Here is a 20,339-nt window from a genome sequence, read left to right as displayed (position 1 = left end):
AAAGTAGATGGTATATGTTGATCTATCCAAATTATCAGAAGAGAAGGCACGCCGTGTCTACGATCACTGAACCCGACCACCGCGCCTGCTTTCGGTCACTAACCGACGAAGTGCGCATCGACTCGCTGCCCGTGACCGGTGAGATACCCGCGTGGCTGAGTGGGGAGCTGATCCGCAACGGACCCGCACAGTACGAGGTCGGGTCGCGCTCCCTCAATCACTGGTTCGATGGGCACGCGATGCTGCACCGCTTCGGCTTCGCCAACGGCGTCATCTCCTACGCGAACCGGTTCCTGGACACACGCGCGCGCCGTGCGGCCCTGGACGAGGGCGAAGTCCGCCTCACGGAGTTCGCCACCGATCCGTGCCGCTCTATATTCGGCAGGGTTCAGACCGCGTTCTCACCACAATTCACCGACAACGCCAACGTCAATCTCGTGCGCCTCGGCGACAAATGCCTGGCGCTCACCGAAACGCCGATGCCGGTCGTTTTCGACCCGGAGACGCTCGCCACCCTCGGCATGGAGAAGTCTCCGGGCCATCACGTCACCGCACATCCACACGCCGATCCGCGCTCCGGCGAGATGATCAGCTATGCGGTACATTTCGGCCGGCGCACGACCTACCGGCTGCACGCGAGCCGCGACGGCCACACTTACCGCACCATCGCGAAGATCGGCGTGCGCGAGCCCGGCTACATGCACTCGTTCGCGCTCACCGAGCACTACGCGATCCTCGCTGAGCATCCGCTGCTGGTGAACCCGCTGCGCCTGGCGCTTGGTAACCAGTCGTTCATCGAGAACTACCGTTGGCACGCAGACCGGCCCACCCGCCTGATCGTCATAGACCGGCACACTGGAACATTGTGCGGGACCTTCGAGGCGGAACCGTGCTTTGCTTTCCACCACGTGAACGCGTTCGAGGACGGCCCAGAACTCGTCGTAGACGCCTGCGTCTACGACGACGACGAGATCATCCGCTCAACCTACCTCGACCGACTGCGCACGGAGGACCCGCGCATTCCACGCGGCACCCTGCGCCGCTGGCGTGTGCACCTGCAGGTCGGCAGCGTGCGCAGCGAGCACCTGGCCGATACTCCCCTCGAGCTTCCCCGGGTCAACTACCGTCGCGTGAACACCCGTCCCTACCGATACACGTGGGGCACGAGCATCTCACCGCAGGGCCGGTTCCTCGACCGGATCGCGAAAGTCGACGTCGTCGACGGCACAACCACGATCTGGGAACAACCGGCATGCTTCCCAGGCGAGCCGGTCTTCGTCGCGGCACCCGACGCGCGAGAGGAAGACGACGGACTGGTACTGACCGTTGCGCTTGACGCCAAACACGGCACCTCATTCCTCGCCGTGCTCGACGGTCGCACACTCCGCGAGCTCGCGCGAGCCAGCGTCCCCCACCACATCCCGGCCGGCTTACACGGCCAGTTCCTGGGAACGCGGTCCTAGCCCTACGCCACCGAATCCCATCGCGCGGGGCCACCTCGCGTGTCGTCGGTGCGACGCACGGGGGTCACCGTGCACACCGGCCAACCCGACATCGCCGCCGTCGTCCGCAACCCGGACAAGGCAACCGATCTCGCGACGCTGGGGGTGCAGGTCCGGACCGCCGACTACTTCGACCGTCCCGCACTCGAGGCCGCGTTCGCCGGTGTCGACAAGCTACTGATGATCTCGGGCAGCGAGGTGGGCGGTCGGGTGCCGCAGCACGCCAACGTCATCGACGCCGCGACGGGTGCCGGCGTCCGTCTCGTCGCGTACACATCCATTCCTGACGCCCCGAACAACACACTCCAACTCGCACAGGAGCACCAGGCCACCGAGCGCATGCTCGCGGAATCGGGCATCGCCCACGTGCTGCTCCGTAATGGCTGGTACTGGGAGAACTACGCCAACGATCTCGAGGGGACCGCCGACCGCGGTGTGCTGGTCGGCAGCGCCGGAGACGGCCGCGTCGCGGGGGGGCGGCCCGTGCTGACTACGCCGAGGCGGGTCGGTGCTACGCGCGGCGCTCTGACGGGCCGTCGAACCTATCGACGTCGGGGAAGGGGCGGTCGGTGCACCCCGAGCGCCCCCTCGGGTGTGCACTCGCGTCGGGAACACCCTCGGCACTCGGGGACTGCGAATGCAACGCTGACCGAAGTACCCCATTTGATAGTTCGTCTATCCCACCCATACAATTTCGGGATGCCAAACTTTGCTGTGTGGGGACGCGGGTCTCGGGTATCGATCGCCGCGCTGGTCGCCGCCGTGGGACTGTCGTTTTCTGCTTGTTCGATTGCGGACGACGGCGGTGAGGCAGACAAGCCGGTCGTGCTGACCACGTTCACGGTCCTGGCCGACATCGCCGGCAACGTCGCCGGCGACCATCTCCAGGTCGAGTCGATCACGAAGGTGGGGGCCGAGATTCACGGCTACGAGCCGACCCCTGGGGACATCAAGAAGGCGTCCCGGGCCGACCTGATCCTCGACAACGGCCTGAATCTGGAGGCGTGGTTCGCGCAGTTCGTCGAAGGCCTCGACGTTCCGCACATCGTCGTCAGCGAGGGTATCGAGCCGGTTGGCATCACCGAGGATGCCTATGCGGGGCTGCCCAATCCACACGCGTGGATGTCCCCGATCAACGTGCAGACCTATGTCGACAACATGGTGACCGCGTTCAGCGACCTCGACCCGAAGAATGCGTCGGCCTATGAAGCAAACGGCGACGCGTACAAGGGGCAACTGCAGCAGGTGCAGGACGACCTCGTCGCCGCACTCGGTGCATTGCCACCGAACGAGCGCGCGCTGGTGACCTGCGAGGGCGCCTTCTCATACCTAGCCCGTGACGCCGGGCTGACCGAGAAGTACATCTGGGCGGTCAATGCCGAGCAGCAGGCCACGCCGAAGCAGATCGCGTCGGCGATCGAGTTCGTTCGGACGCAACAGGTTCCGGCTGTGTTCTGCGAGTCGACGGTGTCGGACGCGCCGATGCAGCAGGTCGTTTCGGCCACCGGAGCAGAGTTCGGCGGCACACTCTACGTCGACTCGCTTTCGGAACCGGGTGGGCCCGTCCCGACGTACCTGGATCTGATCCGCCACGACGCCGAGACCATCATCGCGGGACTGAACGGAGGGCAACGGCAGTGACGGATGCGATCCGCGTGAAGGACGTCACCTTCCACTACGGCGAGGTCCTCGCCCTGCGGGACGTCTCCCTGACGGTCGCACACGGCCGCGTGTGTGGCCTGATCGGGATGAACGGTTCCGGCAAGTCGACTCTGTTCAAGACCATCATGGGACTGGTCGAGCCAGACACCGGAACCGTGACAATCGACGGTCGATCCCCCTCGTCGGCACGCGGATCCGGAGTGATCGGCTACGTCCCCCAGAGCGAGGACGTGGACTGGTCCTTCCCGCTGACCGTGCGGGACGTGGTGATGATGGGCCGGTACAGCCGGATGGGGTTCACGCGCCGGCCGCGCCGGGCCGATCGCGACGCTGTCGAGCACGCTCTCGAACGAGTGGAGTTGACCGATCTGGCGGACCGCCAGATCGGTCAACTCTCCGGCGGACAGAAGAAGCGCGCCTTCGTCGCGCGCGGCATCGCGCAGGGCGCCACTATATTGCTGCTGGACGAACCGTTCGCCGGGGTCGACAAACGTAGCGAGGCGACGATCACCCGACTGCTGCGCGAATCGGCCGCCGGTGGCGCCACGGTGCTGGTGTCCACCCACGACCTGCATGCGCTACCGCAACTCGCCGACGAAGCGGTCCTGCTGATGCATACCGTGCTGATGCACGGCAGCTGCGACGAGGTCCTGCTGCCGGAGAATCTCGCGCGTGCATTCGGACTGGACGTCATGGAGCCCGATGGGAGCCACCGGTGATTGTCGTCGACTTTTTCCTCGATCCCCTGCGCTACGACTTCATGGTCCGCGCGCTTGCCACCACGGTGATCGCCTCGGTCGTGTGCGCGATGCTCTCCTGCTGGCTGGTGCTCATCGGATGGTCCCTCATGGGCGACGCCGTCTCGCACGCCGTCCTGCCCGGGGTGGTGCTCGCCTACATCGCGGGAGCACCGTTCGCGCTCGGGGCAGTGATCTTCGGACTCCTGGCGGTCGCGCTGATCGGCGCCGTACACAGCACCAGCCGAGTGAAAGAGGACGCGGCGATCGGCATCGTGTTCACGACCCTGTTCGCGCTCGGCCTCGTATTGATCTCAGTGACCCCCAGCCAGACCGACCTGAACCACATCATCTTCGGAAACCTGCTCGGTGTTTCACGCTCGGACCTGATCCAGGTGGCGATCCTGGCCGCAATCGTCTTCGCAGCGCTGACACTCAAACGCCGGGACTTCACCTTGTACGCATTCGATCCGACACACGCCCACGCGATCGGTCTGAGTCCACGCCTGCTCGGAGCGGCGTTGCTCGGCCTGCTCGCGCTGACCGCAGTAGTCGCACTGCAGGCGGTCGGCGTCGTACTGATCGTCGCGATGTTGATCATCCCCGGCGCGACCGCCTACCTGCTTACAGATCGGTTCGGGCGCATGCTCGTCATAGCCCCGGTCCTGGCGGCTGTGTGTTCGGTGGTGGGCTTGTACGCGAGTTACCACCTCGACACCGCGTCAGGCGGCATGGTGGTTCTGGCCCAAGGCATCGCCTTCGCGCTGGTCTACCTATTCAGTCCGTGGCACGGACTCGTCGGCACTCGCCTGATCGCTCGGCGCCGTCGCCTTGCGCGACAACGAGCAGTTCTCTGACCGGACGTCTGCCTGCACCCGGTGGGGCCGAGGGCGCGATCTTCGACAACGATGGATTCAGCGGTTTCTGTATACAGACTTTGATGTACTATCGAACGGTGGAGACGTTGATCCATCGCGATGCGTTGGCCCGCTTCGGCTATGCCCTGTCGGATACCACGCGCACCCAGATCCTCTTGACCCTGCGGTCCGGTGCCGGGTATCCATCGGTGTTGGCCGAGCAGATCGGGGTGTCCCGGCAGACGCTGTCGAATCATCTGGCCTGCCTGCGGGGGTGCGGGCTGGTCGTCGCATCCCCGGAAGGCCGACGGACACGCTACGAGTTGGCGGACCCGAGGATAGGGCATGCGCTCGACGATCTGATCGGGCTCGTGTTGGCGGTCGATCCTTCCTGCTGCCCGGAGGCCGACACCGACGGGTGCTGCTGATGGGCGCCGAACTCGAAACGCCCGCGCGCGGTTCCGCGCCTACCGCCCGTCGGCGGCAGGTCTTGTCGCGCCGGATCAGATGGTTCGTGGCAGCGACCATCAGCTACAACGTGATCGAGGCCGCGGTCGCCCTCACCGAGGGCGTGCGGGTGTCGTCGACCGCGCTGATCGGGTTCGGTTTGGACTCGGTGATCGAGGTGTCATCGGCAGCGGCCGTGGCCTGGCAGTTCTCCGGTAGGGACCCGCAGGCTCGGGAGCAGATCACGCTGCGGATCATCGCGTTCTCCTTCTTCGGCCTCGCCGCCTACGTGAGCGTCGACGCCGCCCGAGCTCTGTTCGGGTTCGGCGAAGCACAACACTCGATGGTCGGTATCGCCCTTGCGGCCGTCAGCCTCGCGATCATGCCAGCACTGTCGTGGGCACAGCGGCACGCTGGCCGCGAACTCGGTTCTCGCTCCGCGGTCGCCGACTCCAAGCAAACACTGCTGTGCAGCTACTTGTCCGGTGTGCTGCTGGTCGGTCTGTTGCTCAACAGCCTCCTCGGCTGGTCCTGGGCCGACCCGATCGCGGCCCTCATCATCGCCGCCATCGCGGCCAAGGAGGGCCTGAACGCTTGGAAGGGCGACACTTGCTGCCTCCCATCGTCAGCCACCGCGCCCTCGGCCGACAGTGACTGTGCCTGCTGCGCAGCGGCGTCGAGCGGCGCTCGATGAGTCAAGCGGCATCAGAAAACGAGTCGAGTATCGCTCGATAGTGCAGGTGCGCCATGAAATGGCCACCGGTGCCGATATTCAAGGTGGACTTGGGGATTCGGGTCGCGAGTTCGGAGGGCCATTCCCTCGGTACCAGATGATCGGCGTCACCCCACCAGACGTCCACCGGAACCTCTAGGTCTTCGGGGGCGAAACCCCACGGCCGGGCCCAGGCCCGATACTCCTCGACGACACCGGCCGGCGCACGCAACCCCTCCCCTCGGGTCGCTGCGAAGTCCCGCCGGAACGTGTGCACCATTTCGGCATCCGCCGGACCGAGCCCGCGGGCGGCCAACCATGCGAATCGTTTCGGCATGCACCGGGCCGCGACCGACATCGCGCCAAACCAGCCCGTCGCCAGAGCGGGGCAACGCTGCGATATGCGTGTGCACCAGCGATCCATGCGCGTCAACCCGGCCATGACGCCGTCCTCTGTCAACGGCAGTGCCCCCGCAACGATCACAACCCGGCTGATCCGTGACGCCAGCGCGTAGCCGAGCCCGGCGGCATACTGGCCGCCCATCGACCAGCCGAGCGCGCCCACCCGATCGATGCCGAGTTGATCGATCAGTTGCTCCACATCTGCCGCCCAGTCCAAGACGGTGCGCCCCGGACTCGGATCGGACAGACCGATCCCCGGACGGTCGGGAGATATCAGTCGGATACCAGCAGCTTCGGCTGTCGGGGCCGCCGCCCTGATGTCGAGACGGCACGACAGTCCGCCGTGTGCGTTGATGACAGCGAAACCGTCTGCCGGGCCGTAGTCGGCGAATCCCATCGACCGACCGTCCCGCAGACTGATCATCCGATCCTCGAGACCGGTAGTCACTCTGGGCAAAGCACACCTCCGACGAGTCGGAACAACGATAACGCTCTGGCGGCCGACCATGGCACACTTTCAAGCGTTTGCTTTTGCGTCGCGATTCGTAGTCCTAGCCGGACGCTGACGCAGGTCACCGACTCGTCGGTCTCTTTCGGTCAGTTGTTCATTGCACTCCCGATGCCCCAAGCTGCGATCCCTTCCGGGGAGCCAGGAGTGCGGTCGAAGCCCGGCCTCCTGGGGAGGCCCGTCCGGCGCACTGGGATTGCATACCAGGAATCAGTTAACTCATGCAATACTGCAACCTGTTCCTATTCCGGTCGCCGAGGTGCGCCCGGACAGGCTCGACAAGCAGATGAGGTTTGCATGAGCGACACCGCCACACCGGCCGTCGAAGGCTGGTTCACCACCGGGCCGGAGCCGGCCCTGATCGGCACCTCGTGCCGGTCCTGCGGCACCATCTCCTTCCCTCGGGAGACCACCTTCTGCAAGAACCCGGCCTGCTCCGGCGAGGAGTTCGACGACGTCGAGCTGTCACGGCGCGGCACGGTGTGGTCGTACACCGATGCGCAGTACAAGCCGCCGGCCCCTTACATCTCGAACGCCGATCCCTACGTTCCGTTCGCGATCGCGGCGGTCGAACTGCCCGAAGGCCTCGTCGTCCTCGGCCAGGTCGCCGACGGATACGGTGTCGGCGACCTCAAGGTGGGCAACGAGGTCGAACTCGTTGTCGAGACCCTCTACACGGACGAGACCGGAGCGCGCAGCATCTGGCGTTGGAAGCCGGTCGCAGCAGAGAACGGGGCGCAGGGATGAACACCAACAACGATGTGGCCGTCGTCGGCGTCGGGATGCACGCCTGGGGCAAGTGGGGCCACCCCTTCGTCAAGTACGGTGTCGCCGCTGCGCGCGCCGCGCTCGCCGACTCCGGCATCGACTGGCAGGACGTCGATCTGATCGTTGGCGGCGAAACGGTCCGCAACGGATACGGTGGATACGTCGCCGGCGCGACATTCGCTCAGGCCCTGGGCTGGAACGGTGCCCGCGTCGCAACGTCGTACGCGGCGTGCGCCACTGGTGCGCAGGCCCTCGACACCGCACGTGCGCGGATCCTGGCCGGCCTGTCCGACGTCGCCCTCGTCGTCGGCGCCGACACCACCCCAAAGGGCTTCCTGGCCCCGAATGCCGGTGAGCGCTGGGATGATCCGGACTGGCTACGGTTCCGCCTGATGGGCATGACCAACCCTGCATACTTCGCGCTCAACGCTCGGCGCCGCATCGACCTCTACGGCGCTACCCCGGAGGACTTCGCCGCTGTCAAGGTCAAGAACGCCAAGCACGGCCTGAGCAACCCGTACGCGCGCTACCGCAAGGAGGTCGATGTCGCAGACGTGCTCGCGTCGCCGGTGGTCGCCGACCCGCTGCACCTGCTCGATATCTGCGCTACCTCGGACGGTGGCGCCGCCGTCCTCCTCACCTCGATGGAGTACGCCCGCAGGAAGGGGATCGCCAATCCTGTTCGGATCAAGGCGATCTCGACGGTGACGCCAACGTTCCCGCAGACCATCATGGACATGCCGAACTTCTCCACGGAGTCCGCGTCGGCCGTCCCCGCTCCCGAGTTGACGTTCAAGGAGTCGATCGGCCACGCGGCGTACGAGGAGGCCGGCATCTCGCCGGAGGACATCGACGTCGCCGAGGTCTACGACCTCGCCACCGCAATCGAACTCGACTGGATGGAAGACCTCGGACTGTGCAAGCGCGGCGAGGCAGAGAGTCTGCTACGCGCCGGCGAGACCACCATCGGTGGCCGCATCCCGGTCAACCCGTCGGGCGGTCTGGCCTGCTTCGGCGAGGCGGTTCCCGCCCAGGCGCTGGCACAGGTCTGCGAGCTCACCTGGCAGTTGCGTGGTCAGGCCGAGGGGCGTCAAGTCGACGGCGCTCGCATCGGCATCACCGCCAACCAGGGCCTGTTCGGCCATGGCTCGTCGGTGATCGCCGCCGCTTGACCGAGCCGCGCGGTTCACGCTTCTACGCTCCCCACTCCTGAAGAGTGGGGAGCGTTTTGCGTCCCCCAGTCGACGACCCCGAGTGCCCTCGGCTCGCGCAGGGGCATTTGACGCACCGAATCGGCACCATCCGCACCCTTTGCGAGGGTTCGGGAATGACGCATGTCACACCACTGAAGTGACCTTCGTCACACATTGGATTGAGGTCAAATTTCGAAAGGCAATCGGGATCGAGTCTCTCACCTGCGAAAATATGAGGAATACATCATATTTGCTGGACTGCCGTACCAGAAATTTGTGGGATGACGGGATGTTAGATCCGTCCTAGCGTCGTGTGCGGCTCGACACACCGGGCACCGGCTTCCCGCCTCCAAGACCGCTGATTCTGCCCCAGCGGGACCGGACACACAAAGACCTTTCCGGGGCACGGCGAGGGATCACGCTGCGGCTGACCCTTCAACGCCGCGAAGCGTACCAAAACCCTCGCTCTCTACTACAGAGAGGACGACACACCCATGTCTAATTCGACCGTCAAACGCATGCTCGGCACCGCTGCCGCGACAATCGCACTCGTCGCCGCGCCGCTCACCATCGCGGTGACACCCGCGAATGCGGCATCTGGCAACTGGGACGCGGTCGCACAGTGCGAGAGCAGCGGCAACTGGAGCATCAACACCGGAAACGGCTACTACGGCGGTCTGCAGATCAGCGAGCCCACCTGGCGCTCATACGGCGGCGGTGCCGGCCTGCCGCACCAATACTCCAAAGACACCCAGATCCAGGTCGCCGAGTCCATCCTCGCCGGCCAGGGGGTTGGTGCCTGGCCGACCTGCGGGCAGTATCTGTGACATCCGAGACCACGCCAAGGGCATTTCGCGCATCGGCATCCTGAGATCGCTGTGCGCGAAATGCCCTCGGGCTTTGGCTGATTCGGAGTCTTGACCCTGATTCGGTGTTTCCCTCAGTTCACCACGACTTCGGACATCCGCCACGGCCCCCCGCCGAGCAGTTCCAGTCGTCGCGTGTGATGCTGGTCCACGGTGCTGCGATGACTGACGCTGACGAGCATGCACTCGGGCACTTCCTCGCGCACCAACCGATACAACTGGTACTCGAGCCCCTCGTCGACCGCGGAGGTGGCCTCGTCGAGGAGCGCCACCTGTGGCCGGATCAGCAGGATGCGTGCGAACGCGACCCGCTGCTGCTCCCCAGGAGAGAGGATGGACGCCCAATCCGACTGCTCGTCAAGGCGATTGACAAGGTGACCCAACGCCACCTTTCGCAGCACGTCTCGGATGGCATCATCGCCCAGTTCGAGCGCACGAGCCGGATACGCCACGGCATCACGCAAATCACCGAGCGGGAGATACGGGAACTGGGAGAGGAACAGCGCTTTGGTTCCTGTGGGCCGGCGCACCGTCCCGTCGGCGTAGGGCCAGATCTGAGCGAGCGTTCGCAACAACGTAGTCTTGCCGCTCCCTGACGCCCCAGTGACCAAGAGCGCGTCACCGGGGGTCAGGCGCAAGTCCAACCCCTCGACGAGGGGCCGCCCGTCGGGCAGGTTCACTCGTACGCCGGACAGCTCGACCGCTCGGTCGAGGTGCTCGGTGCGGACCGCCGGGAGTGCGCGGGACCGCTCGTCGGCACTCAACAAACCGCTCAACCGAATCAGGCTCGCCCGGTAACCAGCGAAGTCGTCGTACGACTGCCGGAAGAATGACAGTGAATCCGACACCTGCCCGAACGCGGTCGAGCTCTGGGTGATGTCACCAAGCGTGATCGCCCCGGCGAAGAATCGCGGCGCCTGGAGGACGATCGGGAACACCACCGCCACCTGGCTGACCCCCAGGTTGAATCCATTGAACTTCACCGTCCGGAAGACGATCTGCCAGGCATTGGCGATCACTGACGCGAATCGGCCCAGCAAGCCGGTCCTCTCGACGGCTTCGCCGCGGAAGAAGGCGATGCTCTCGGCCCGGTCCCGCAGGCGGACCAGCGCGTAGCGGAAGTTCGCGGTGAAGCGCTCGTTCAAGAAGTTCAGTCGAATCAACGGGCGGCCGATCCAAAAGGCGATGACTGTCGCAGTCAGGATGTAGACGTAGACGAGCACGACCATCGCGCGAGGTATTTCCAGCCCGAACAGCGTCAGCGGCCCTGACAGATCCCACAGAATCTTGGTGAACGCCACCACCGATGTCACAGCGGTAACCAGATCCATCGAGAGCGACTGGGTCATCGTGGTCATGTCGGTCACATCGGTCTCGATGCGCTGGTCGGGATTGTCGATGCCCTTGTCGATGAACCGGCCGCGGTAGTAGGCGCGGTCATCGAGCCAATCCGACGTCATCCGGTCGGTGAGCCAGACCCGCCACCGAATGACGAAAGCCTGGCCGACGTAGTAGTCGAGCAGGGAACGAACCACATGGATCGTCGCGAGCACCGTGAATACGACGATCGAACGCCAGAAGCTCGATTTCGCCTCGTTCAGCGCCGCGCCGTCACCGCTGGAAAACGCTTGCGCGGCATATTGGAGCGAGGTGTACATCTCGTTGCCCTGATACGAGATGAGGATCGTCACCCGCACGCCCATCACCGTCAGGAAGAGCATCACCGCGATCGACAACCACACTCGCCAGCTGTCGCGGTTCGAGAAATAGGACCCGGAGATCATCCAGAACTGCCGTGCCCACTGCGTGTAGCGGATCAGGAAGTAGCCAACGATCCCTAAACACACAAAAGCGATCGCGAACGCTCTTGATGTCCAGAGCAGACTCGCGACCACCTCATGGTTCCAGTCGAACGGTTCGTTCCGCATCACTCCCCCATCGACGATGGCGTGCCGTAAAGGAGAACCCGAATTCTATCTACGGTTGGCGGAAACTGCCGATGCTAAGCATCGAACCGCGATCAACGTCGCGCCGGAAAGTGCCGGATCACACCTTCCTGGACCACCGTCGCGATCAGCAGTCCGTCGCGCGTGAAGAACCTTCCGGTGGCCAATCCGCGCGAACCGGACGCCACCGGAGATTCCGTCGCGTAGAGCGCCCATTCGTCGAAACGGAACGGTCGGTGGAACCAGATCGAGTGGTTCACGGTCGCCGCGACGATTCGGTCCAGGCCCCACGACAGCCCGTGGGTCGTGAGGATCGAGTCCAGCACCGTCGTGTCGGACGAGTACGCCAGTGCGGCACTGTGCACCCACGCGTCGTCCGGCAGCACGCCGTCGGTCCGGATCCACACCCGGTTGTGGTTCAAGCGTTCGCCGGTTCCCTTGAGCACCCACGTCGGATCGTTCGCGTAGCGCATCTGCATCGGCTTGAGCGCGTCGACGAACCCGCGGAGCCGATCTTCGTACCCGGCGATGTGGTCCTCGAAGGACGGCAGCCCCTCGGGAGGCTCGATCTGCGGCATCTCGACGCTGTGTTCGAGGCCGCCGGCCCCGTCCTGGAACGCGGCGAACATCGAGAACACGACGTTGCCGTCCTGGTAGGCAGTGACCTGGCGGTTGGCGAACGCTCGCCCGTCGCGGTGACGCTCGACCCGGTACTCGATCGGAGCCTTGACGTCGCCGCCGCGGATGAAGTGGGCGTTGGTCGCGTGGATCGGACGGTCGCCGTCGACCGTCCGATCCGCCGCCACCAACGCCTGGGCCACCAGTTGCCCGCCGAACGTTCGACTGCCGACCCGGTCGGGGTGCCGTCCGCGGAATGTGTCGTCACCGACCCGTTCGAGATCCAGAAGCGCCAACAGGGTCTCCAGGTCGGCCGACCTCGCTGGATCGGGCACCGCCCGCACGTTGTTCACCCGTGCATCCTTCCCCAGTTCCTAGTGGTCTTCCTCCCCGATCCGATGAACGTGGATCAGGTTGGTGGAGCCTACGGTGCCGGGCGGCGATCCTGCGACGATCACCACGAGGTCGCCGCGGTTGTAGCGGCCCAGGGACAGCAGCGCGTGGTCCACCTGGAAGAACATCTGGTCGGTCGAGTCGACCGGGTCGACGAGGAACGCGTCGGTGCCCCACGACAGCGCCAACTGGCAACGCACCTCTTCGAGCGGGGTGAACGCGAGCAGCGGTAGCGGGGAGTGCAGGCGCGCGAGGCGGCGCACGGTGTCGCCGGACTGTGTGAACGCGACCAGCGCCTTGGCGTCGAGGCGCTCCCCGATGTCACGGGCACCGTAGGAAATGACGCCGCGCTTGGTGCGTGGGACATGCGTGAGCGGTGGCACCCGCGTGGGGTCGGTCTCGACCGCTTCGAGGATCCGGGCCATGGTCTGCACCGTCTCCATCACGTAGCTACCCACCGATGTCTCACCGGAGAGCATCACCGCATCGGCGCCGTCGAGGACCGCGTTCGCGACGTCGGAAGCCTCGGCCCGCGTCGGACGGGAGTTCTCGATCATCGACTCGAGCATCTGTGTGGCGACGATCACCGGTTTCGCATTCTCACGTGCGATCTGAATCGCCCGCTTCTGAACGAGCGGGACCTGTTCGAGCGGCAGCTCGACGCCGAGGTCACCGCGGGCGACCATCACGGCGTCGAACGCCAGCACGACGGCCTCGAGGTTCTCGATCGCCTCGGGCTTCTCGAGCTTCGCGATCACCGGCACCCGGCGGCCGACGCGGTCCATCACGTCGTGGACCAGCTCGACATCGGCGGGCGAGCGTACGAACGAGAGCGCGACGAAGTCGACTCCGAGGGCGAGTGCGAATTCGAGGTCCTCGATGTCCTTCTCCGACAGAGCCGGAACCGACACGTTCATTCCCGGCAGCGAGACGCCTTTGTTGTTGCTGACCGGGCCGCCCTCGGTGACCCTGCACACCACGTCGTCGCCCTCGACGTGCTCGACCACCAGCCCGACCTTGCCGTCGTCGACGAGCAACCGGTCGCCGGGCTTGGCGTCCTCGGCGAGTTGCCCGTACGTGGTCGAGACGCGGTCGTGGGTGCCCTCGCAGTCGGCGACGGTGATCCGGATCTGCTCCCCGGTCTCCCACACCGTCCGTCCTTCGACGAAACGCCCGAGGCGGATCTTCGGTCCCTGCAAGTCAGCGAGGATTCCTACCGCACGCCCGCTCGCCTCCGCCGCCTTCCGTACGCGCTGGTAATTCTGCTCGTGATCGGCATGTTCACCGTGGCTGAAGTTCAGTCGCGCCACATCCATCCCACTCTCGACGAGCTCACGGACACGGGAATCGGTAGCGGTTGCAGGACCAAGGGTGCAGACAATCTTCGTGCGTCGGGTCACGGGGAAAGCCTAGTCAACTTCAGGAACGAACTCTATCGGCGAGGTGGCGGCCCGATGACGTCTGTGTGAGCGTCATACCGCGGTCAGCGGCAGCGCTGTGGGATGGACCGATGCGGGCAACTCGGAACTTCCGGTCAGGTACTCGTCGACTCCGCGTGCAGCCGATCGTCCCTCCGCGATCGCCCACACCACCAGTGATGCGCCGCGGTGCGCGTCGCCGCACACGAAAACACCAGGGGTGGCTGTCTGCCAGTCGGAACCACACGAGAGTGTCCCTCGGCGATTGGTCTCGAGACCGAGACCGTCCAGCAGCGGTCCGGTTTCCGTTCCCTCGAAACCGATCGCGAAAAGGGCCAGATCACAAGGCAATTCAATCTCTTCGCCGACAGGGACGATCTGGCGCCTCCCTGTTTCGTCGCGCCCGAGTCGCACCTCTGCCAGAATCATGGACCTGACATGCCCTTCGGCGTCCCCCAGAAAGCGTTGAACCGCAACCTCGTAACGTCGTACACCACCCTCGGCGTGGGCGGGCGAGGTCCGTAAAATCATCGGCCATGCCGGCCAGGGCATCGACGACTCGTCGCGCTCGACCGGTAGCGCCGGGTTGTAGTCGAGCTGCGTCACCGACAGTGCCCCCTGCCGGTGCGCCGTCCCCAGGCAGTCGGCACCCGTGTCGCCCCCGCCGATGATCACGACGTGCTTGCCCCGCGCTGTGATCGGTGACGGCCCGTCGCCCTCGCACTCGTGATTGGACGCGACAAGATGTTCCATCGCCAGATGCACACCGTCGAGATCTCGTCCGACCACTTCCCGGTTGTCCCGTGCCCTCAGCGCCCCGGTCGCCAGGACGACCGCGTCGAACCGTGACATGAGCGAGGACACCGGCAGCTCCACCCCGACCTCGACTTCGGTGACGAAACGCGTTCCCTCCACACGCATCTGGCTCAATCGCTGATCCAGAACGGACTTCTCGAGCTTGAACGCCGGGATTCCGTACCGCAGCAGACCGCCCAATCTGTCGTCACGCTCGTACACCGTCACCTCGTGTCCGGCGCGAGTCAGTTGCTGTGCCGCCGCCAGTCCCGCCGGCCCGGAGCCGACAACTGCGACCTGCTTGCCGGTGCTGAGCGCCGGCAGGACGGGTCCCACTTCGCCTTTCTCCCAAGCGATGTCGGCGATCGCCTGCTCGATCCTTTTGATCGTGACGCTACCGGTCGTGTGGGTGTCCGCGAGCGAGAGCACACACGCCGTCTCGCACGGTGCGGGGCACACACGGCCGGTGACCTCGGGAAAGTTGTTGGTCGCGTGCAACCGTTCCGCTGCCGCATCCCAACGCCCCCGGCGCACCAGGTCGTTCCACTCCGGTATCAGGTTCCCCAGAGGGCAGCCCGAGCTCCCGGAATGGCAGAACGGAATGCCGCAGTCCATGCAGCGGCTGGCCTGCTCGGAGACCTCCTGGGCACGTTCGCTCGCGGACTGCGGTTCGTACACCTCCCGCCAGTCCTGAACACGTTCCGAAACCGGGCGCTTGCGCGCCTCCTGCTTGTCGACGTGCAGAAACCCCTGCGGATCAGCCACGAGCCGCCTCCATGATCACGGTATCGACGTCGAGACCCTCCGCGCGCGCCTTCCGGGTCGCTTCGAGCACCCGCTGGTAGTCGACCGGCAGGATCTTCGTGAACAGTGCCGACCGCCTCGGCCAGTCGGCCAGGACGGACGCCGCGACGGCGGAACCGGTCCAGCGCAAATGCTGCTCGACCACCACCCGCAGCCATCGCAAGTCGTCGCCGTTCGGCTGCTGCAGGGTCACCATCGCCTGGTTGATCCTCGTGGGATCGCCGTCGAGCACGAACGCGATCCCGCCCGACATCCCGGCGGCCATGTTCCGGCCGATCGGCCCGAGCACGACGACCCGCCCGCCGGTCATGTACTCGCACGCGTGGTCGCCGACGCCCTCTGCCACCGCGACCGCCCCCGAGTTGCGCACGCAGAACCGTTCACCCACCTGTCCGCGCAGGTACGCCTCTCCCGCGGTTGCACCGTAGAGCAGGGTGTTGCCCGCGATCACCTGCGTTTCCGGCGAGAACAGCACGTCGTCGGCCGGCCGGACGACGATCCGGCCGCCTGACAGACCCTTGCCCACATAGTCGTTCGCGTCTCCGACGAGGTCGATCGTGATTCCCGACGGCAAGAAGGCACCCAGCGACTGACCGGCCGAGCCCTCGAGTTGGATGCGGATGGTGTCGTCGGGCAGGCCGGCGCTTCCGTAGCGTCGGGTCACCTCGGATCCCAGTAGCGTGCCGACGGTTCGGTTGACGTTCCGGACCGGCAGTTCGAGACGCACTGGCATTGCGTCCTCGAGCGCACCCTCCGCCAGTTGGATGAGCGTGCGGTCGAGGGCGATGTCGAGGCCGTGCTCTTGGGCGCGCACTCGCCGACGCTGCGGAAGACCGTCACCCGTCGCGGGCTCTTCGGTCGAGAAGATCGGGCTCAGATCCAGTCCGCGGCTCTTCCAGTGCGCGACCCCGATCGCCGTCTCGAGCAGCTCGGGGTGCCCCACAGCCTCGTCGACGCTGCGGAACCCGAGTTCAGCGAGGTGACGCCGCACACCCTCGGCGACGAAGCGGAAGAACTCCGCGACGAACTCGGGCTTGCCGGTGAACCGCTTGCGCAACTCCGGGTTCTGCGTGGCGATCCCCACCGGACACGTGTCGAGATGGCACACCCGCATCATGATGCATCCGGCCGCGATCAGCGGAGCGGTGGAGAACCCGAACTCCTCGGCGCCGAGCAACATGGCGACCACGACGTCGCGCGCGGTGCGAAGTCCACCGTCGCACTGCACCGTGATTCGGTCGCGCAGGCCGTTCAGCACGAGGGTCTGCTGGGCATCGGCGAGGCCGACCTCCCACGGCAGCCCAGCGTGCTCGAGCGAGGTCAGCGGCGACGCTCCGGTACCGCCGTCGTGCCCGGATATGAGCACGACGTCAGCATGGGCCTTGCTCACCCCGGCCGCGACCGTACCGACACCGACCGAACTGACCAGCTTGACGTGCACACGTGCCTGTTCGTTGGCGTTCTTGAGATCGTGGATCAACTGGGCGAGGTCCTCGATCGAGTAGATGTCGTGGTGTGGGGGCGGCGAGATCAGCCCCACACCGGGTGTGGAGTGCCGCGTCCGCGCGATCCACGGATACACCTTGAACGCCGGGAGTTGGCCTCCCTCACCGGGCTTGGCGCCCTGCGCTATCTTGATCTGGATGTCGCTGGCGTTGACGAGATAGGCGCTGGTCACCCCGAATCGTCCGCTCGCTACCTGTTTCACGGCGCTGCGTCGAAGCGGATCGTAGAGTCGGTCGACGTCCTCGCCACCCTCGCCGGTGTTCGACCGCCCGCCGATCTGGTTCATCGCCACCGCGATGGTCTCATGGGCCTCGGCCGAGATGGACCCGTAGCTCATCGCTCCGGTATTGAAGCGCCCGAAGATCGCCTCGGCGGGTTCGACCTCCGACAGCGGAACCGGTGGCCGCAGTCCCCGCCGGAACGCGAACAGTCCACGCAGGGTGCCCCCCTCCTCCGAGAGCCGATCGACCTCCGCGCTGTACCGCTCGAACACCTCCTCACGTCCGGTCCGGGTCGCGTGCTGGAGCAGAAACACCGTCTCCGGCGTGAACAGGTGCAGTTCGCCGTCGCGGCGGTACTGGTAGATGCCACCGACGTCGAGACGACGATGGACCAGCGATGACGGGTTCTCGGGATAGGCCGCACGGTGGCGCAGTTCCACTTCCCTCGCCAACACGTCCAACCCCACTCCCCCGACACGGCTCACCGTGCCGGTGAAGTACTCGTCGACGACGTCATGCGCGAGTCCGATCGCCTCGAAACACTGTGCGGCGGTGTAGGAGCCGACGGTAGAGATGCCCATCTTGGACATCACCTTGAGTACGCCCTTCCCGAGTGCCGTCAGGTAGTTTCGGACGGCAACCGAGGACTCGACACCGGTCAACTCTCCCTCGGCGACGAGATCCTCGATCGACTCCATCGCAAGGTAGGGGTTGACAGCCGCAGCACCGAACCCGATCAGCAATGCGATGTGGTGGACTTCGCGAGCATCGCCGGACTCGACGACGAACGCCACCTTCGTTCGTTCCTTGGTACGAACCAGGTGGTGGTGGACAGCCGACACCGCGAGCAGCGACGGGATCGGCGCACGCAAGTGGTCGGAATCCCGGTCGGAGATCACGAGCGTCCGGCATCCGTTCTTGATGGCCGCGCTCGCTGCTTCGCACAGATCCTCGATCGCTACCGCCATGCCATCGCCGCCGCCATCCGCGTCGTACAGCGCGCGCAACACCGTCGCTGCGAAGCCCGGACAGTCTCCGTCGGCGTTCACGTCGATGATCTTGCCGAGTTCCTCGTTGTCGAGTACCGGCCACGACAGGACGATCTGACGGCACGATGCCGCGGTCGGTTCCAGCAGGTTCTGCTCGGGGCCCATGACCCGCCGGAGCGAGGTGACAATCTCCTCCCGGATCGCGTCGAGAGGCGGATTGGTGACCTGTGCGAACAGTTCGACGAAGTAGTCGAACAGCAGGCGCGGCCGCCGCGACAGCACCGCGACCGGGGTGTCGGTCCCCATCGATCCGAGGGGCTCGACACCCGAGGCGGCCATGGGCGCAAGGAGCACGCGTTGCTCCTCCTCGGTGTAACCGAAGACCTGTTGACGGCGCACGACCGATTCATGGTCGTGCGGAATTCGGCCGCGGCTCGGCACGGAGCGCAGATCGAGCAGGCCGGCGTGTAGCCACTCCCGGTAGGGCTGCTCCTCGCTCAGCTGCGTTTTGAGATCGTCGTCGGGTACGATGCGTCCTTCGGCCGTATCGACCAGGAACATCTCACCCGGTTCGAGCCGACCCTTGGCAATCACCTCGGACTGCGGAATCGGGAGGACCCCACTCTCGGATGCGAGGACAACGCGCCCGTCCGACGTGTGCCACCACCTGCCCGGGCGCAGGCCGTTGCGGTCGAGGACGGCACCGACGACGGTGCCGTCGGTGAAGGTCACGCACGCCGGACCGTCCCACGGCTCCATCACGGAGGCGTGGAATTGGTAGAAGGCGCGGCGTGCGTCGGTCATCGACGTGTCGTTCTCCCACGCCTCCGGGATCATCATCAACACTGCCTGCGGCAACGAACGCCCACCCAGGTGCAGCAATTCGAGAACCTCGTCGAACGACGCCGAGTCGGACGCGTCCGGAGTGCAGATCGGGAACAGCCGCTCGAGGTCGCCGGGGATGAGACTGCTCGCCAGCATCGCCTCACGTGACCGCATCCGGTTTCGGTTCCCGCACACGGTGTTTATCTCCCCGTTGTGCGCGATGTACCGGAACGGGTGCGCCAGCGGCCACGACGGGAAGGTGTTCGTCGAGAAGCGACTGTGCACGACGGCGATCGCGCTCGTCATACGTGGATCGCGCAGTTCGGGGAAGTACAGGGCTAGCTGGGCAGTCGTGAGCATGCCCTTGTAGGTCATCGTCCGACTCGACAGGGACGGGAAGTACACGCCGGTGCCGGCATCGGTGATCGCCGACGTGACCCGTTCGGCGCGTTTGCGCAGCCCGTACACGCGCCGGTCCAGGTGCACACCGGCGGGCCGGACACCGTCGATCGGCGGCACCGTCACGAACAGGTAGGTCATGTGAGGCATGCACGAGCGCGCCGTCGACCCGATATCGGCGCCGAGCGCATCGACGTTGACGTCGTGCCAGCCGAGGATCTCGATTCCTTCCTCGGCGGCGAGGGCCTGGACCCGTTGGCGCGCGGACGCCCGTCGATCGGGGTCCTGCGGCAGGAAGCAGATCCCGGCCGCGAATGTCTCGGCACCGTCCGACCGCGGCGGCAGCTCGAAGTCGACCAACTCCCGCAGGAAGTCAACCGGAAGCTGGATCAGGATGCCAGCGCCGTCGCCACTGTTGACCTCGGCTCCAGCGGCCCCTCGATGGTCGAGGTTCTCGAGCGCGAGGAGTGCGTCGGCGATGGTTCGGTGCGAGCGGCGGCCGTGGACGTCGGCGACCATCGCCACGCCGCACGAGTCAGATTCGCGATCTCGGACATAGAGGCCGCGTGAATCGGGTTGCCGGGAGTACAGCACCGAACACCTCCACACTGGCCCGCGGAGTGTTCGCTGCGGACCATCGCGCGTCTCGCACTTTTCCGGCGGCTTCCTTGCGGCGGCCGCCTAATACGGGTGCTGACTGCATCGATCGGGGTCCACCGGCACTGCTGTCGACCCGTGAAGGTTGCCGGGTTGCATATACCCGGCCGGGTC

At 65.7% G+C, this 20,339-nt stretch carries 15 protein-coding genes and 1 pseudogene; 10 read left to right on the top strand and 6 right to left on the bottom strand.

Annotated elements, in window-relative coordinates:
- The first annotated feature begins 53 nt into the window (after positions 1-53).
- The 7 genes and pseudogenes from EGT50_RS04185 (at position 54) to EGT50_RS04160 (ending at position 5,899) form a co-directional block, all read left to right on the top strand.
- Positions 54-1,463 (top strand): carotenoid oxygenase family protein, encoded by a 1,410-nt coding sequence (locus EGT50_RS04185; protein WP_206615720.1) that lies wholly within the window; start codon positions 54-56, stop codon positions 1,461-1,463.
- Between the two features lie 39 nt (positions 1,464-1,502).
- A pseudogene (locus EGT50_RS17205) lies at positions 1,503-1,850 on the top strand (NAD(P)H-binding protein); the annotation flags it as partial.
- A gap of 351 nt (positions 1,851-2,201) precedes the next feature.
- Positions 2,202-3,143 carry a metal ABC transporter substrate-binding protein gene (locus EGT50_RS17200; protein WP_235870580.1) on the top strand — a complete coding sequence of 314 codons (942 nt, stop codon included), beginning with the start codon at positions 2,202-2,204 and terminating at the stop codon, positions 3,141-3,143.
- Complete coding sequence (locus EGT50_RS04175; RefSeq protein WP_127951265.1) at positions 3,140-3,883, top strand: metal ABC transporter ATP-binding protein; 744 nt, start codon at positions 3,140-3,142, stop codon at positions 3,881-3,883. The genes EGT50_RS17200 and EGT50_RS04175 overlap by 4 nt, the downstream gene beginning before the upstream one ends.
- On the top strand, positions 3,880-4,758 hold the full coding sequence (locus EGT50_RS04170) for a metal ABC transporter permease (RefSeq protein ID WP_127951264.1): 879 nt from the start codon (positions 3,880-3,882) through the stop codon (positions 4,756-4,758). The genes EGT50_RS04175 and EGT50_RS04170 overlap by 4 nt, the downstream gene beginning before the upstream one ends.
- Before the next feature lie 98 nt (positions 4,759-4,856).
- A complete protein-coding gene (locus EGT50_RS04165) occupies positions 4,857-5,186 on the top strand; it encodes an ArsR/SmtB family transcription factor (protein WP_127951263.1) in 330 nt (109 codons plus the stop codon).
- Complete coding sequence (locus EGT50_RS04160) at positions 5,186-5,899, top strand: cation transporter (RefSeq protein ID WP_127951262.1); 714 nt, start codon at positions 5,186-5,188, stop codon at positions 5,897-5,899. The genes EGT50_RS04165 and EGT50_RS04160 overlap by 1 nt, the downstream gene beginning before the upstream one ends.
- 1 nt (position 5,900) lies before the next feature.
- Here EGT50_RS04160 and EGT50_RS04155 read toward each other — a convergent pair whose 3' ends face one another.
- On the bottom strand, positions 5,901-6,743 hold the full coding sequence (locus EGT50_RS04155; protein WP_127951403.1) for an alpha/beta fold hydrolase: 843 nt from the start codon (positions 6,741-6,743) through the stop codon (positions 5,901-5,903).
- A gap of 381 nt (positions 6,744-7,124) precedes the next feature.
- Between EGT50_RS04155 and EGT50_RS04150 the strand changes: the two genes are divergently transcribed.
- From EGT50_RS04150 to EGT50_RS04140, 3 genes are all read left to right on the top strand, one after another.
- The gene (locus EGT50_RS04150) at positions 7,125-7,574 is read left to right on the top strand and encodes a Zn-ribbon domain-containing OB-fold protein (RefSeq protein WP_127951261.1); all 450 of its coding nucleotides are present in this window, start codon (positions 7,125-7,127) and stop codon (positions 7,572-7,574) included.
- On the top strand, positions 7,571-8,767 hold the full coding sequence (locus EGT50_RS04145) for a lipid-transfer protein (RefSeq protein WP_127951260.1): 1,197 nt from the start codon (positions 7,571-7,573) through the stop codon (positions 8,765-8,767). The genes EGT50_RS04150 and EGT50_RS04145 overlap by 4 nt, the downstream gene beginning before the upstream one ends.
- Before the next feature lie 515 nt (positions 8,768-9,282).
- Positions 9,283-9,615 (top strand): transglycosylase family protein, encoded by a 333-nt coding sequence (locus tag EGT50_RS04140; RefSeq protein WP_127951259.1) that lies wholly within the window; start codon positions 9,283-9,285, stop codon positions 9,613-9,615.
- Between the two features lie 113 nt (positions 9,616-9,728).
- Here EGT50_RS04140 and EGT50_RS04135 read toward each other — a convergent pair whose 3' ends face one another.
- From EGT50_RS04135 to gltB, 5 genes are all read right to left on the bottom strand, one after another.
- Complete coding sequence (locus tag EGT50_RS04135; RefSeq protein WP_127951258.1) at positions 9,729-11,582, bottom strand: ABC transporter ATP-binding protein/permease; 1,854 nt, start codon at positions 11,580-11,582, stop codon at positions 9,729-9,731.
- Positions 11,583-11,674: 92 nt separating this feature from the next.
- On the bottom strand, positions 11,675-12,553 hold the full coding sequence (locus EGT50_RS04130) for an acyl-CoA thioesterase II (RefSeq protein WP_127951402.1): 879 nt from the start codon (positions 12,551-12,553) through the stop codon (positions 11,675-11,677).
- A 39-nt stretch (positions 12,554-12,592) separates the two neighbouring features.
- Complete coding sequence (gene pyk / locus EGT50_RS04125) at positions 12,593-14,011, bottom strand: pyruvate kinase (RefSeq protein WP_127951257.1); 1,419 nt, start codon at positions 14,009-14,011, stop codon at positions 12,593-12,595.
- A gap of 72 nt (positions 14,012-14,083) precedes the next feature.
- A complete protein-coding gene (locus EGT50_RS04120; protein ID WP_127951256.1) occupies positions 14,084-15,589 on the bottom strand; it encodes a glutamate synthase subunit beta in 1,506 nt (501 codons plus the stop codon).
- Positions 15,582-20,162 carry a glutamate synthase large subunit gene (gltB, locus tag EGT50_RS04115; RefSeq protein WP_127951255.1) on the bottom strand — a complete coding sequence of 1,527 codons (4,581 nt, stop codon included), beginning with the start codon at positions 20,160-20,162 and terminating at the stop codon, positions 15,582-15,584. The genes EGT50_RS04120 and gltB overlap by 8 nt, the downstream gene beginning before the upstream one ends.
- Positions 20,163-20,339: the final 177 nt, after the last annotated feature.

It is taken from the genome of Rhodococcus xishaensis (assembly GCF_004011825.1).
GTDB classification, from domain to species: Bacteria; Actinomycetota; Actinomycetes; order Mycobacteriales; family Mycobacteriaceae; genus Prescottella; species Prescottella xishaensis.
Note: the sequence above shows the minus strand (reverse complement) of the source record. Positions and strands in the feature narration are given on the sequence as shown.